The sequence below is a fragment of the Tepidiphilus olei genome, assembly GCF_006980705.1.
GTDB classification, from domain to species: Bacteria; Pseudomonadota; Gammaproteobacteria; order Burkholderiales; family Rhodocyclaceae; genus Tepidiphilus; species Tepidiphilus olei.
Map to the genome: position 1 here is coordinate 1 of NZ_SBHO01000002.1, position 13,779 is coordinate 13,779.

A 13,779-nucleotide genomic window follows, 5' to 3' on the forward strand; every position below is an offset into this window, starting at 1 on the left:
GGCCCGGCCATGCGCCGCGCCTTCGCGCTGCTCGCCAAGATGAAACGGCTGCGCGGCACGGTGCTCGACCCCTTCGCCCGCACCGAGGAGCGGCGCTGGGAGCGCGCCCTCATCACCGAATTCGAAGGCGACGTGGAGCGGGTCTTGCGCGAACTCACCGCCGAGCGGCTGGCGCTCGCCACCGAACTGCTCGCCCTGCCGCAGCGTATCCGTGGATTTGGGCACGTCAAGCGAGCCCAGGGCGAAGAAGCCGAACGCCGCCGTGCCATTTTGTGGCGGCGGTGGAAGGAAATCGGCAAAGCCGGCGCGACGGAGCCTTCTGCGGCAGGGCACCCCGTGCCGGCTTGAGCACCGAAGCACACGAGGCGGCACGAGGTAGTATCATGAAAGCATGACGTTCCGCCTCTCGCGCTCGCCGCTCCTTGCCGCGGCGCTGGCCCAGCTGCTGGGCTGGCTGCTTGCCTTCGTCGCCGCGCATCTCGGCCTCGTGGCCGGGCTGTGGCCGCTCCTCGCCTTGCAGGCGATCGCGGCGGCAGGGATGGCCGCGTCCTTGCGCAGCCCCTGGTGGTGGATCCTCTTTCAGCTCATTTTCTCCCCTGCCCTCGTGCTCCTGCATGGCTTGGGGCTCGCGCCGGGGTGGTACCTCGCGGCCTTCGTGCTGCTCGCCCTCGTCTTCGGCAACCCGACGCGCACCCGGGTGCCCCTTTTCCTGTCGCACCGCACCACGGTGGATGCGCTCGCGGCGCTGCTGCCCGCCGATCGTCCTTTCCATTTCCTCGACGTGGGCAGCGGCACGGGCCGCGTCGTCGTCGCGCTCGCCCGCGCTTTTCCTCGAGGCGAATTCACCGGTATCGAGCAGGCGGTCCTGCCGCACCTGATCGCACGCTGGCGCGGCCGCGGCCTGCCAAACCTGCATCTGCGTCGAGGCGATGCCTTCGCGCTGCCTTGGGCAGGATACGACGTGCTCTACGCCTTCCTCTCACCCGTGCCCATGCCCGACTTGTGGCGCAAGGCTCGAGCGGAACTCCCGCCGGGATCGCTGGTCTGCAGCAACGAGTTCCCCATCCCCGGGATCGTGCCCGAAGCCCACATCGTGCCGCAAGGTACCCATCGTCCTCTCTGGCTCTACCGGGTGGGGCAGCGCGGGAATTGAAGGGTGAGGGGGTCGCTATTTCCCTCAAGATTTGGCGCGTACCTGCCGATAATCCTCTCAAGGCTGCCCTTCACCACGAGGTTCTTCGCCATGGCGATCCTGATTGCGATCATCGGCAACAAAGGCGGCACCGGCAAGACCACGCTCTCACACCTGCTCTGCCACGGGTTGGGGCTGCTGGGCCGGCGCTCGGCCTGCGTGCTCACCGATACCACCCGCCAGCCGCTCGACCCGCGCGGGCGACGCTACGTCATCGCCGACGCGCGCTCGCTCGACACGCTCAAGCGCATCATCGACAAGCTGCGCCCGCTGGATGACTGGATCGGCGTGATCGACGGCGGCGGCAACCGCCCCGACGTCGACCGGCGCCTCTATGCCCTGTCCGACCTCGTGTTGCTGCCGTTTCGCGAGTCGCACGAGGACATCCGCACGGTCACCGCCGACCTCGAGCAGTTCCCCCGCGCCTATGCTGTGCCCAGCCAGTGGCCGGTCAATGTCTGGCAGCGCGAGGCCGCCGATCGCGCGGTGGCCCAGCTGATGGCGCCTTACCTCGGCCGCATCCTGCGCCCCGTTCCGGCAGTCTCGGCAACCAAGCTGTTGCTGCAAAAGCACCTGCCGGCACAACTTCCCACCCCCCTCAACAACACCGCCCGGGCCTTCGCCCGCCAGCTGCTGGAAGTGCTCGATCTCGGCCGTGAGCTCCCCTCCTCATTCGACGAAGCAGAAGGTGAAGAAATCTACGAAGGCATTCCCGAAGAAGAAATGCCCTTGCGCCTCAGGCGCTGAGGTTCGCATCGCGCTACAATGCCATGAAAGAACAGCGGCTCATAGCGCAACACGCGACCGGAGAGGAAGACCATGACGCAGAATTTCTTCGAGGGTAATGACCCTTTCGCCTTCTTGCGGCAGATGTGCGCCAACATCGGCGTGCCGGTTCCGGGAATGGTGTTTCCGACGATGGATCTCGCCGACGTCGAGCGGCGCATCGCCGAATTCAAGGCGGTGGAGCAATGGCTGCAGATGAACCTGAGCACCCTGCAGATGACGCGTCAATCGCTGGAGATGCAGCGCGTCGCCATCCTCTCGCTCACGCAGATGGGCACGGCGAGTCAGGCCGCGGCGGCGGAAGCGGCCACCACCCCGGCCGGCAACCCCTTCGAGGCCATGGCACAGCTGTGGCAGACGATGCAGCAGGCCGCCCAGCAAACGGTCGAGGCCACCGCCACCGCCACCCAGGCGGCACATCAGGCCTTTGCTCAGCCCCCCTCGCCACCACCGCAAGCAGCCGATTCAACGGTCGCCCGGACTGCCGCAGAAACAGGACGGGAAGCCTCTCCTGCGCCTGACTCGTCTGCGGCGCCCAAACCCAAGCCGGCGCGACGGCGTCAGAAAACCGCGCCCTCGCCGAAAGGAGATAGCGGGAAAGAAGGTGCCTAACCCCGCCGTACCCGCAGCGGCGAACGGGGCCAGGGGCCGCCTTCTTCCGCCGCTTTCAGCGCCTTCCGCTCCCGGAAGAGCGGATGCTCCAGCGTTTCCTCGGGCGCGAGCACCGGCGTGACGCAGCAATCGTGCGGCGCGAAGAACGCCGCCCATTCGTCGCGCGTGCGCGTGCGCAGCACCGCCGCCAGTTCCGCCTTGGCCTTGACCCCTTCCTCGCCCACGGCGCGATGAAAAGGAACGAGATCGGGTCGTCCGATCGCCTCACACAACCGCACCCAAAATTTCTCTTCCAGTGCCCCCACGGCGAGATGCCGCCCGTCGGCGGTTTCATACACCCCGTAGCATGGCACTCCCCCGGTGAGCAAGCCCTCACCCCGCGGTTCACTGCGCCCCTCGACCAGGGCTTGCGCCAGAGGAAAGACCAGATGCGCCCAGCTGGCCTCGGTCATGGAGAGATCGACATGGGCACCGACCCCGTCGCGCCGCGCCGCATGCACCGCAGCGACCGTGGCGAGCGCCGCATGCAGCGCCCCGCCCAGTAAATCGGCGATCTGCAGGTTGCACTGCGCGGGCGGCCCACCGGCCGTACCGGTCTGGTGCAGCACCCCGGCGAGCGCCAGATAGTTGATGTCGTGCCCCGCCGCCTGCGCCATCGGGCCATCCTGACCGTAGCCGGAAATGGACACCAGCACGATGCGCGGATTGAGCCTGCGCATGGCCTCGAACCCCAGGCCAAGCCGCTCGAGCACGCCGGGACGGAAACCTTCGATCACGGCGTCGGCTTCGCGCAGGCGCGCCTCGAACCACGCCCGACCTTCTTCGCTCTTGAGGTCGATGCGGTGGATTTCCTTGCGTCCGTTGATACTTCGATAGAAAAAGGACGTTGCATCACCCGCTCGTCGAACCCCCATGCGCGCCGCGTCGTCCCCCTGCGGCGGCTCGACCTTGATCACGCGTGCACCAAGCTCGGCCAAATGCCAAGCAGCCATCGGCCCCGGCAACAGGAGCGAGAGATCGAGCACCGTCATGCCCCCGAGCAAGGGCAAGGTTCGTTTCTGCGGTTCGGTTTCAGTCATATTTTCTCCGATCATCGATCACTTTACCATCATTGGGCAGACTACCCGGTGGCACGAAGCGTACTTCGCCGCGCAGCTTGGTGATTTCACGCAGCGTCGTCTCGATCGCCAGGCGCAATCCCTCGTCACCTCCCGCCACTTCGCATTCGAGGATCATGACGTCGGACAAGTTCGGGTTCTCGACCACCAGCCGGGCCCGCCGCACTTCGGGATGGCGTGAGGCCACCGCCAGCACCTGCGAGGGATGCACGAACATCCCTTTGACCTTGGTCGTCTGATCCGCCCGCCCGAGCCAACCGCGGATGCGTGTGTTCGTGCGCCCGCAGGGCGAGATGCCAGGGAGGATGGCCGAGAGATCCCCGGTGCCGAAACGGATCAGAGGATAGACAGGGTTGAAGGTGGTGACCACTACTTCCCCCACCTCGCCCTCGGGCACCGGTTCCGTACCACCTGGGCGCACGATCTCGACGATGATGTGTTCGGCAAGCACCAAACCTTCTCGCGCCCACGTCTCGTAAGCGATGAGGCCCACGTCGGCAGTCCCATAGCTTTGATAGACGTCGATGCCGGCCTCGGCGAACTCTCGTTGCAGCGCGGGAGGACAGGCCTCGCCCGAAACGAGGGCCTTGCGAAAGGACATTTCCACGCCCGCCTCGCGGCATTTCTGGATCAAGATACGCAAAAAAGAAGGCGTTCCGGCATAGGCGGTTGGCTTCAAGTCGGCGATCGCCTGCACCTGCAGCTCGGTCTGTCCCACGCCACCGGGAAACACCGTGCACCCCAAAGCATGCGCCCCGCTTTCGATCATGACGCCAGCCGGCGTCAGATGATAAGAAAAAGTATTATGGACCAAATCGCCTTCGGCGAAGCCTGCGGCAAAGAGCGCTCGAGCTTGACCATAGGCATCCTCGCCTCGGCCTTCCGGCTCGTAAATCGGCCCGGGTGAAGAAAAGACACGCAACATGTCTCTTCCCCAGCCGACGGTTGCAAATCCACCAAAAGGGCGCGCTTGCTTTTGCAGCTCCAGCAGCTCGGACTTGCGTACCACCGGCAGTTGCGCAAGCGCCGCTCGCGAGGTGATCGCTTTTGGGTCGACGTGGGCGAGCAATTTGGCGTAGACCGGCGCGTGCGCTTTGGCATGCGCGATCTGCGCTGGCAAGCGGGCGAAGAGATCCGATTCGCGGCGCTGGGGATCCCACGTCTCCCGCTCGTCGTAATATCTTCCCCTGTTTCCTTGAGTCATTGCGGTTTCCATGTCACGCTCCTCCTGTGCCGTATCAGGACAGCCAACGCTTGCGCCGACGATAATGTTTCACCTCGCGGAAACTCTTACGTCCCTGTGACGAGAGGCCGAGGTAGAACTCCTTCACGTCCTCGTTCTCACGCAGTTCCCGGGCTTCGCCCTCCATCACCACCCGGCCGTTTTCCAGAATGTAGCCGAAGTTGGCGTAGCGCAGCGCCACCATGGTGTTCTGTTCGGCGAGCAGGAAGCTCACGTTTTCCTTAGCGTTGAGCTCGTGCACGATCTCGAAGATCTCTTCGACCACCTGGGGCGCCAACCCCATGGAGGGTTCGTCGAGCAGGATCATCTCGGGTGCGGCCATCAGAGCCCGGCCGATGGCACACATCTGCTGCTCGCCGCCTGAAGTGTAACCCGCCTGCGACTTGCGCCGCTCCTTGAGCCGGGGAAAATAGTGATAGACGCGCTCGAGCGCCTGGGCGAGCTGCGCGCGCGAAAGCTTGCGCGTATAGGCCCCCGTGAGGAGATTCTCCTCGATGGTGAGGTGCTCGAAACAATGCCGCCCTTCCATCACCTGGATGACCCCGCGGCGCACCAGCTCGTTGGGCGAGAGGGCATCGACGCGCTCTCCCTTGAAACTGACCGAACCCTTGGTCACCTCGCCGCGCTCGGCACGCAGCAGATTGGAGATGGCCTTGAGCGTGGTCGACTTGCCCGCGCCATTGGCGCCGAGCAGCGCGACGACGCCGCCACGCGGCACTTCGAGCGAGACGCCCTTGAGCACCAGGATCACGTGGTCGTAGATCACCTCGACGTTGTTGACGACGAGGTAGGGTTCGCCAACGGCGGCGCGGCCCGCTTCAGCGTTCATCGCACATTGACTCCGGTTTGGGACTAGCCGTACAGGGCGGGCGGCGGCCCGCGAAGGACCGCCGCCGTCGCTCACTGCTCCTTGCTGCAATCACGCGGCGTGATACCTTTTTCCTTGGCGTAGGCCGCCGCCGACTCTTCCACCAGCGCGCGCACCACCTCGCGATCCGGTTCGATCCAGTCGGAGACGGACACCCATTTCTCGCCGTCCCACTGCTGGAAGCGTACCCGGCCGGACCCCTCGTGGTCGGCGCACGACAGCGCCAGCTCGGGCATCAACCCTTTGGCGCCGATCGCCTCCAACCGCTTCTCGTCCAGCCGGAGATTTTCCAGCGCCCAGCGCATCTGCTCACCGTCAACCGGTTGCCCCTTGCCGAATTTCTCCTGGGCGAGGCGCAGCGCTTCCACGTAGATGATCCCGTGCCCCACGCCACGGTTGTAATAGGTACTGCCGACGCGCTTGGGATCTTGCATGTCACCCTGACCCTTGGCATAGACATGCTTCTGGATGTCCTGGATCACGGGGAAATCAGTACCCGCCGGGTTGAACGCTCCGGCCACGAACCCTTTGGCTGCATCGCCCGCCGGTACGACGTCCTCCTCGGCTCCGGCCCACCACCAGCCCACGATACGATCGGCCGGGAAGCCCGTACGCGCCGCGGTCTTCAGGGCCGTCGGGTTGGACACGCCATAAGTGAGGAGAATCACGTAGTCGGGCCGCATCTGCCGGATCTGCAGCCACTGCGCCTGCTGCTCGTTGCCGGGCATGGCCACGGCGATCTTCTCGGTGGTAAAGCCCCACTTCTGCGCCAAGCGGTCGAGCACGGGGAAAGGCTCCTTGCCCGGAGCGAAGTCGAGGTAGAGCACGGCGATCTTTTTGCCCTTGAGCTTGTCCATGCCGCCCTCACGCTGCCCGAGATAGCCGACGATGGCCGAGGCTTGCGACCAATAGGTGGCTATCATGGGAAAGACCCAAGGGAATACGCTCCCGTCGGCAGTATCCGAGCGGCCGATCCCGATCGAGAGCAGCGGGATTTTGTCCTGAGGTACGCGCTCGAACACCCCGAAAGTGATGCCGGTAGAGACCGGCGCGAAGAGCACATTGCGCTGGCCTCCCCGCTGTTTGAGCCGTTCGTAGCACTCCACGCCGCGCGCGTTGTTGTATTCCGTCTCGCACTCTTGCCACACGAGCTTGACGCCGTTCACGCCCCCGTCGCGCTCGTTGATGAGCTTCATGTAGTCGATCCAACCGCCGAAGACCCCCGTACCGCCGGCCGCATACGGCCCGACCCGGTAGCTCGGCAAACCGAGGTACTGTTCCGCCGCCTGGGCCGACCCCACGGCAGCCGCGCCCCAGACGGTGCTCGCCGCCACCGCCGCCAACCATATTTTCTTCAGTTTCATCGCCATGCCTCCTTTCGTGTGGAAAATCCCCGTGCCGTGCGTTCTTCCCGCTCAGTGCGGGAAAGGCCACAGGCGCAGTTTCTCCTTGCCGATCTGCCACAAGCGGGTGAGGCCGTGTGGCTCGACGATCAGGAAGAAGATGATGAGCACGCCGAACACGATCAACTCCAGGTTCGAGGCGAGCGTGGCCGGAACGAGCGCCCCGACCGAAGTGTGCATCAGCACGTTGATCCCCACCGGCAGCAGCAGGATGAAGGCCGCCCCGAGAAAGGCGCCCAGCACAGAGCCCATGCCGCCGATGATGATCATGAAGAGAATTTTGAAGGACAGATCGAGCCCGAAACCATCGGGTTCGACCGTGCCCAGATAGGTATAGGCGTACAGCCCGCCGGCGATGCCGCAGTAGAAGGACGAGACGGCAAAAGCCAGCAGCTTGGTCTTCATGAGGGGAATACCGATCACTTCGGCCGCCACGTCCATGTCGCGCACCGCCATCCACGAGCGGCCGGTGTTGGTGCGCGCGAGGTTCTTCGCCGCCAGCGCGAGGAGCGAAACGATGGCGAGCGTGAGCAGATACTTGCTCACCGGGGTGTCGAAGGCAAATCCCAGGATTTCGATGCGCTGCGCCGAAATGATGCCGGAAGAAGAGTAGTTCGAAAACCAGGGAAACTTGGTCAGGACCCAGATGATGAAAAACTGGGCCGCGAGCGTGGCCATGGCGAGATAGAACCCCTTGATGCGCAGCGAGGGCAACCCGAAGACGATACCCACGGCCGCCGCGCTCAGCCCGCCGAGGGCGAGTCCGACGAGAAAAGGCAGGCCGTCGAGACGCAGGAGGAAATTGTAGGTGGCATACGCCCCCACCGCCATGAACGCGCCGGTACCCAGCGACAGCTGCCCCGCGTAACCGGTGAGGATGTTGAGCCCCAGGGCTGCAAGCGCGAACACCAGCACCGGCGTGAGCACCGCTTGCAGCCAGTACTCGCTGGCCACGAAGGGCACGACGAGGAACGTCGCCACCACGAGCGTCGCCATCACGATCCGGTCTTGCTTGATCGGAAAAATCTGCTGATCTTCCTCGTAACTCGCTTTGAACTGCCCTGCCTCGCGATAAATCATCCTCAATCCCTCCCGAACCCGTCAGACGCGGTCGATGTGTTTTTCGCCGAAGAGCCCTTCCGGCCGGATCAGCAGGAAGACGAGTGCGAGCACGTAGGGGAACCACGAGTCGATCCCGCCGCCCACGTAAGGCCCGAGATACACTTCGGCCAGTTTTTCACTCGCCCCGATGATGAGCCCACCGACGATGGCGCCAGGCACCGAGGTTAGCCCGCCGAGGATGAGTACCGGCAATGCCTTGAGGGCCGTGAAGGTGAGGGCGAACTGCACACCGTTGCGCGACCCCCACACCAGACCGGCGACGATGGCCACGAACCCGGCCACCGCCCACACGATCACCCAGATGCGCTGCAGCGGGATGCCCACCGACAGCGCCGCCTGGTGATCGTCGGCCACCGCCCGCAGCGCCCGCCCTACTTTGGTATATTGGAAAAAGAACGCAAGCACGGCCACCAGGACGCCGGCCACCGCCGCCGCCACGAGGTCGAACTTGGAAATCATCAAATTGTGGCGCTCGAGCAGCCACATCACCGGCTCGTCCGAGATTCCCAGGTCGAGGCCACGCACCATCGCCCCCCACATGCCCTGCGCCACCCCTTCGATGAGATAGGTGAGCCCAATGGTGGCCATGAAGAGCGTGATCGCCGGCTGATTGACCAGCTTGCGCAGCATGAAACGCTCCACCAGCCAGGCAAACAGCACCATGATCGCGGCGGTGAGCAGCAGCGCGATCCAGAAAAGCCCCGCCCACTCGGGCGAGAACCCAAACCACTGGGGCAAACGCTCGGTCAGGCCGACGAAAGTGAGTGCGGCGAAGAAGACCATCGCCCCCTGGGCAAAGTTGAACACCCCCGAGGCCTTGAAGATGAGCACGAAACCGAGCGCCACCAAGGCATAGAGCATCCCCGCGAGCAGCCCACCGATGAGCACTTCCAGAAAGAATTGCATCGTCCCTTCTCCCTCAGTGGGCAGCGCCGCCGAGATAAGCTTCGATCACGACCGGGTCGTTGCGCACCTCGTCGGGCGATCCGTCGCCGATCTTGCGACCGTAATCGAGCACGACCACCCGGTCGGAGATGTCCATCACCACCCCCATGTCGTGCTCGATGAGCACGATGGTGGTCCCCAACTGCTCGTTCACGTCGAGGATGAAGCGGCACATGTCCTGTTTCTCCTCCACGTTCATCCCGGCCATGGGTTCGTCGAGCAAGAGCAGCGAGGGTTCGGCCGCCAGCGCCCGGGCGAGTTCCACCCGTTTTTGTAGTCCATAGGGCAGACGCCCCACCGGCGTCTTGCGGATGTTCTGGATCTCGAGGAAATCGATGATCTCCTCGACACGGCGCCGGTGCGCGATCTCCTCACGTCGACTCGGCCCCCAGTAGAGCGCATTCCACAGGAAGTTGCGCCGCATCAGGAGGTTGCGCCCGGTCATGATGTTGTCGAGCACCGTCATGCCTTTGAAAAGGGCGATGTTCTGGAACGTGCGGGCGATGCCCTGCGCCGCCGCCTCGTGGGGATTCATCCGTCGCCGCTCCTGGCCACGGAAGACGATGCGCCCCTGCTGCGGGTGATAGACGCCATTGATGACGTTGAGCATCGAGCTCTTGCCCGCCCCGTTGGGACCGATGATCGCGCGGATCTCGCCCTCGCGCACGTCGAAACTGATGTTGGTGAGCGCCTTGACCCCGCCGAACGACAGCGAGATGTTCTGCAGATCGAGGATCACGTCGCCGATGACTCGCGCCATTTCCTCCTCCTTCAAGCGTGCACGCGCGGTGAGGACGGGAAGACCTTTGCGTCGCGGATGCGCACATCGGCAGCGATCTTGCCGGTGCGCCCGTCTTCGTACTTGACCGCCGTCTCGATGTATTGGCTGTCCTTGCCGGCATAGAGCGCCTCGACGAGCACGGCATACTTCTCGGAAATGAAACGCCGACGCACCTTGCGCGTGCGGGTGAGCTCCTCGTCGTCGGCATCGAGCTCCTTGTGCAGGATGAGGAAACGCCGGATCTGCGAGCCGTTCATCTGCGGATCGTGGCTCAGGTCTTCATTGACCTCTTCCACGCACTGCTGGATCAAATCGTAGACGGCCGGCTGCTGCGCCAGATCGGTATAGCCCGAATAAGCGAGCCCGCGGCGCTCGGCCCAGTTGCCCACCGCCTCCAGGTCGATGTTGATGAAGGCGGTCACGTAAGGACGGTCGTGCCCGAAAGCCACCGCCTCCTTGATGAGAGGGAAGAACTTGAGCTTGTTCTCGATGAAATTGGGTGCAAACATCGAGCCGTCCTTGAGCCGCCCCACGTCCTTGGCCCGGTCGATGATCTTGAGGTGCCCGTCCTCGTCGAAGAAGCCCGCATCCCCCGTCATGAAATAGCCTTCCTCGTCGAAGGCCTCGGCCGTGTCCTGCGGCCGCTTGTAATAGGCTTTGAGCAGCATCGGGCCGCGTACGCGGATCTCGCCGTTGTCGGCGATCTTCACCTCCACCCCCGGCGCGGGTTTGCCCACCGAATCGAGCTTGACCTCCCCGTCTGGCTGCAGGCAGACGTAGGCGCAGGTCTCGGTCTGGCCATAGAGCTGCTTGAGGTTGATGCCAATCGAGCGGTAGAAACGGAAGAGATCCGGCCCGATCGCCGCCCCGGCCGTATAGGCCACGCGCAGGCGCGACAGACCCAGCACGTTGCGCAGCGGCCCATAGACCAGGATCTCACCCAAGGCATAGTGCAGGCGCTGCAGCAGCGGCACGGGACGCCCCTCGAGGATCTGGATACCACAGCGCTCGGCCACTTTCATGAAATGGCGAAACATCGCCTGCTTCAAACGGCCGGCATCCTCCATACGGATCCACACCTGGGTACGCAGGTTCTCGAACACGCGCGGCGGCGCGAAGTAGTACGTGGGCCCGATCTCGCGCAGATCGGTCATCACCGTCTCGCTCGACTCGGGGCAATTGATGGTGAAACCGGCGGCATAGGCCTGCGCATAGGAGAAGAGATGGTCCCCCACCCAGGCCATCGGCAGATAGGAGAGCACTTCCTCCTTGTCGGTGAGGCGGTCGAACTGTACCCCGCCCATGCCGGCGAAGAGAAAAGCCCGATGCGTCTGGCACACCCCTTTGGGCTTGCCGGTGGTGCCCGAGGTATAGAGCATGACCGAGACGTCGTCACTCTCCCCCTTCTCGATCTCCTCATCGACGAAATCGGGCTGGTTGCGATCGTGGATGCGCCCAGCCTCCAGGAGCTCGTCCAACCCTTGCAGCACCGGCAAGGTGTAGTGGCGCATCCCGCGCGGATCGTCATAGAAGATGCGCTCGAGCGAGGGCAGGCGATCGAGGATCTCGAGGAGCTTGTCGACCTGCTCCTGATCCTCCACCACCGCCATCTTGACCTCGGCGTCCTGCAGCACGTAGGCCATCTCCTCGGCGATCGCATCCTGGTAGAGCAGCACCGGGATGCCACCCAGGCATTGCGCCGCGGCCACCGCCAGGTAGAGGCGGGGCCGGTTGTCACCGACGATGGCCAAACGGTCGCCGCGCCGGAAACCCGCCTCGGCCAGCCCACAGGCGAGCGCGCGCACCTGGGCATAGCACTCCCCCCAGGTGTAGGTCTGCCAGATGCCGTATTCCTTCTCGCGGATCGCCGGCCGGTCGGCGCGCACGCGGGCATGATGCCGCAGCATGCGCGGGAAAGTCTCCAGTCCCGGGATGATCGCAGGGGCATGCGGTTTCGCGCCCTCGGCCATGCCAATCCTCCTCCAATACGATGAGTGTGTAGAACCCCGCCGTCGTTCTCGTTTTGCGGCGGGGCCGTCTCCCTCCACTCGACGGCTGCATTGTGCCGACGAAGTTTTGCAAGGGTTTGTCACGAACGTAACGTGAATGTAACGACGGATTACCGGATCCCGCGTGACGTGCGAAATATTTTTTTGCACTTGATACTGATTATCGTTTACCATATCATTTACAAAGGAACGTTTCCCACCCCGGACCATGACTCCAGACACTCATCGCGTCATCTCGCCCTGGTCGATTGTCGCCGCCCTCGCGCTGCACGGGGCGATCCTCTACGCTAGCGCACGCGCCCTGCCCGAAGTGCAGGCGCCTGCCGCGGCCCCGATCATGACGCTCGCCTGGGTCGCTCCGTCGCCCGAACCCGCTCCCGCAGTGGCGCCGGCGCCTGCCGCCGAACCCCCTCCGACCCCTCCCAAAGCGAAAGCGCCTGCCCGCTCGCAGCCAAAATCCCATGCGACGGCTCGGCCCACTCCAGCACCACCGCCACCGAAAATGGCAAACGCCGCCCCGGCCCCGGCCACCCCGGCAAACGAGGCGACGGCAGACTCCGCGCCGGCAGCGGACGCTTCCACCGCTGCCCACGGCAGCACCCCGAGCGCCGAAGCCGCGCCTTTCGTCGAACCGCGCTTCGATGTCGCCTACCTCGCCAACCCTCGACCCGCCTATCCCCCCGTCTCACGCCAACTCGGCGAACAAGGGAAGGTGATCCTGCGCGTACTGGTCGGAGCTGACGGGTCGCCTCGCCACGTCGAGATGGAGCGCTCCTCGGGCTACCCCCGGCTCGACCGGGCCGCGCGCGACGCCGTCGAACGTTGGAAATTCGTTCCCGCACGCCGCGGCGACACGCCGGTCGAGGCCACGGTACTCGTGCCCATCGCTTTTTCCCTTTCTTCTTCCTGATCTTTGCGGAGCCTTACCCATGAACGAACCCCTGCTGCATTTCTTTTCCCAAGGCGACGGCGTAAGCCGCTTCATCTTCCTGCTGCTCGCGCTGCTCTCCGTATCGAGCTGGGCCGTGATCCTCGCCAAAACGGCACTGCACCTGCGTCTGTCGCGGCGAGCCGCCCAGTTTCTGCGCCGATTCTGGAACGCGGGCGATCTGGCCGAGATCGCGCGCGACCTCAGGGAACACGGCGCGATCGATCCCGCCTCACACCTCGTCCATCACGGTCTCGAAGTTCTGGAGCGCATCGACCGGGCAGGAGAAAACGCCGCGACACGTCCCGGAGCACTCGGAGAACGAGACGAGCCGCAGGAACTCCTCACCCGGGCCTTGCGCCGTGCCATCGACGAAGCCCGCGCCCGCGACGAAGCCGGCATGACGCTCCTCGGTACTACCGCCTCCAGCGCCCCCTTCATCGGGCTCTTTGGCACCGTCTGGGGCATTTATCACGCACTGCAGGCGATCGCCGCCAGCGGGAGCGCCTCGCTCGACAAAGTGGCCGGCCCCATCGGTGAAGCCCTGGTGATGACCGGATTCGGTCTGGCCACCGCGATTCCGGCCGCGATCGCGTACAACGCCTTCAGCCGCATCCAGCGCCGCCGCACCCAGGAGCTGGAGTCCTTCGCCTATGACGTCTACACCTTCCTCGTCACCGGCATCAAACGTCCGACGACCCGGTCCGAACCCGCCGTCGTCGCGCTCGGTGTCGACGCCCCTCGCCCTGCCCGCAAGACTGCCTCCTGACGG

14 protein-coding genes are annotated in these 13,779 nt (G+C 64.6%); 6 read left to right on the forward strand and 8 right to left on the reverse strand.

Annotation, left to right across the window (positions count from 1 at the left end; translation table 11 throughout):
• From EPD80_RS11315 to EPD80_RS03145, 4 genes are all read left to right on the forward strand, one after another.
• Nucleotides 1-348: DUF6537 domain-containing protein (locus EPD80_RS11315; RefSeq protein ID WP_185957689.1), on the forward strand; the 348-nt coding region annotated here is incomplete at its 5' end.
• A 43-nt stretch (nt 349-391) separates the two neighbouring features.
• Nucleotides 392-1,153 carry a class I SAM-dependent methyltransferase gene (locus EPD80_RS03135; protein ID WP_142809388.1) on the forward strand — a complete coding sequence of 254 codons (762 nt, stop codon included), beginning with the start codon at nt 392-394 and terminating at the stop codon, nt 1,151-1,153.
• Between the two features lie 90 nt (nt 1,154-1,243).
• Nucleotides 1,244-1,939 carry a nucleotide-binding protein gene (locus EPD80_RS03140; RefSeq protein ID WP_142809391.1) on the forward strand — a complete coding sequence of 232 codons (696 nt, stop codon included), beginning with the start codon at nt 1,244-1,246 and terminating at the stop codon, nt 1,937-1,939.
• Between the two features lie 72 nt (nt 1,940-2,011).
• Nucleotides 2,012-2,590, forward strand: a complete 579-nt coding sequence (locus EPD80_RS03145; RefSeq protein WP_142809393.1) for a PhaM family polyhydroxyalkanoate granule multifunctional regulatory protein — start codon at nt 2,012-2,014, stop codon at nt 2,588-2,590.
• Here EPD80_RS03145 and EPD80_RS03150 read toward each other — a convergent pair.
• The 8 genes from EPD80_RS03150 to EPD80_RS03185 all read right to left on the reverse strand — a co-directional run bounded on the left by EPD80_RS03150 (nt 2,587) and on the right by EPD80_RS03185 (nt 12,040).
• Nucleotides 2,587-3,669: a CaiB/BaiF CoA transferase family protein gene (locus tag EPD80_RS03150; protein WP_221928809.1), complete on the reverse strand. Its 1,083-nt coding sequence runs from the start codon at nt 3,667-3,669 to the stop codon at nt 2,587-2,589. The two genes, EPD80_RS03145 and EPD80_RS03150, sit on opposite strands and share 4 nt — an antisense overlap.
• On the reverse strand, nt 3,662-4,924 hold the full coding sequence (locus EPD80_RS03155; protein ID WP_221928810.1) for a phenylacetate--CoA ligase family protein: 1,263 nt from the start codon (nt 4,922-4,924) through the stop codon (nt 3,662-3,664). The genes EPD80_RS03150 and EPD80_RS03155 overlap by 8 nt, the downstream gene beginning before the upstream one ends.
• A 22-nt stretch (nt 4,925-4,946) precedes the next feature.
• A complete protein-coding gene (locus tag EPD80_RS03160; RefSeq protein ID WP_142803882.1) occupies nt 4,947-5,780 on the reverse strand; it encodes an ABC transporter ATP-binding protein in 834 nt (277 codons plus the stop codon).
• A gap of 71 nt (nt 5,781-5,851) precedes the next feature.
• Nucleotides 5,852-7,183: an ABC transporter substrate-binding protein gene (locus EPD80_RS03165; protein WP_142809395.1), complete on the reverse strand. Its 1,332-nt coding sequence runs from the start codon at nt 7,181-7,183 to the stop codon at nt 5,852-5,854.
• Between the two features lie 51 nt (nt 7,184-7,234).
• Nucleotides 7,235-8,302, reverse strand: a complete 1,068-nt coding sequence (locus EPD80_RS03170) for a branched-chain amino acid ABC transporter permease (protein WP_142809397.1) — start codon at nt 8,300-8,302, stop codon at nt 7,235-7,237.
• Between the two features lie 21 nt (nt 8,303-8,323).
• Nucleotides 8,324-9,250, reverse strand: coding sequence for a branched-chain amino acid ABC transporter permease (locus EPD80_RS03175; RefSeq protein ID WP_142803885.1), 927 nt, complete (start codon nt 9,248-9,250; stop codon nt 8,324-8,326).
• Nucleotides 9,251-9,263: 13 nt separating this feature from the next.
• On the reverse strand, nt 9,264-10,049 hold the full coding sequence (locus EPD80_RS03180; protein WP_142803886.1) for an ABC transporter ATP-binding protein: 786 nt from the start codon (nt 10,047-10,049) through the stop codon (nt 9,264-9,266).
• An 11-nt stretch (nt 10,050-10,060) separates the two neighbouring features.
• The gene (locus EPD80_RS03185) at nt 10,061-12,040 is read right to left on the reverse strand and encodes an AMP-dependent synthetase/ligase (protein WP_142803887.1); all 1,980 of its coding nucleotides are present in this window, start codon (nt 12,038-12,040) and stop codon (nt 10,061-10,063) included.
• A gap of 247 nt (nt 12,041-12,287) precedes the next feature.
• Between EPD80_RS03185 and EPD80_RS03190 the strand changes: the two genes are divergently transcribed.
• Both EPD80_RS03190 and EPD80_RS03195 read left to right on the forward strand, forming a co-directional pair.
• Entirely contained in the window at nt 12,288-12,989 is a 702-nt protein-coding gene (locus EPD80_RS03190) for an energy transducer TonB (protein ID WP_142803888.1), read from the forward strand.
• Nucleotides 12,990-13,008: 19 nt separating this feature from the next.
• Nucleotides 13,009-13,776 (forward strand): MotA/TolQ/ExbB proton channel family protein, encoded by a 768-nt coding sequence (locus EPD80_RS03195; protein WP_142803889.1) that lies wholly within the window; start codon nt 13,009-13,011, stop codon nt 13,774-13,776.
• The last annotated feature ends 3 nt before the right edge of the window (nt 13,777-13,779 follow it).

Bases quoted from the DNA above. Each gene is read 5' to 3' on its own strand.
- EPD80_RS03135 (WP_142809388.1), top strand. From the start codon at position 392: ATGACGTTCCGCCTCTCGCGCTCGCCGCTCCTTGCCGCGGCGCTGGCC.
- EPD80_RS03140 (WP_142809391.1), top strand. From the start codon at position 1,244: ATGGCGATCCTGATTGCGATCATCGGCAACAAAGGCGGCACCGGCAAG.
- EPD80_RS03145 (WP_142809393.1), top strand. From the start codon at position 2,012: ATGACGCAGAATTTCTTCGAGGGTAATGACCCTTTCGCCTTCTTGCGG.
- EPD80_RS03150 (WP_221928809.1), bottom strand. From the start codon at position 3,669: ATGACTGAAACCGAACCGCAGAAACGAACCTTGCCCTTGCTCGGGGGC.
- EPD80_RS03155 (WP_221928810.1), bottom strand. From the start codon at position 4,924: ATGGAAACCGCAATGACTCAAGGAAACAGGGGAAGATATTACGACGAG.
- EPD80_RS03160 (WP_142803882.1), bottom strand. From the start codon at position 5,780: ATGAACGCTGAAGCGGGCCGCGCCGCCGTTGGCGAACCCTACCTCGTC.
- EPD80_RS03165 (WP_142809395.1), bottom strand. From the start codon at position 7,183: ATGAAACTGAAGAAAATATGGTTGGCGGCGGTGGCGGCGAGCACCGTC.
- EPD80_RS03170 (WP_142809397.1), bottom strand. From the start codon at position 8,302: ATGATTTATCGCGAGGCAGGGCAGTTCAAAGCGAGTTACGAGGAAGAT.
- EPD80_RS03175 (WP_142803885.1), bottom strand. From the start codon at position 9,250: ATGCAATTCTTTCTGGAAGTGCTCATCGGTGGGCTGCTCGCGGGGATG.
- EPD80_RS03180 (WP_142803886.1), bottom strand. From the start codon at position 10,049: ATGGCGCGAGTCATCGGCGACGTGATCCTCGATCTGCAGAACATCTCG.
- EPD80_RS03185 (WP_142803887.1), bottom strand. From the start codon at position 12,040: ATGGCCGAGGGCGCGAAACCGCATGCCCCTGCGATCATCCCGGGACTG.
- EPD80_RS03190 (WP_142803888.1), top strand. From the start codon at position 12,288: ATGACTCCAGACACTCATCGCGTCATCTCGCCCTGGTCGATTGTCGCC.
- EPD80_RS03195 (WP_142803889.1), top strand. From the start codon at position 13,009: ATGAACGAACCCCTGCTGCATTTCTTTTCCCAAGGCGACGGCGTAAGC.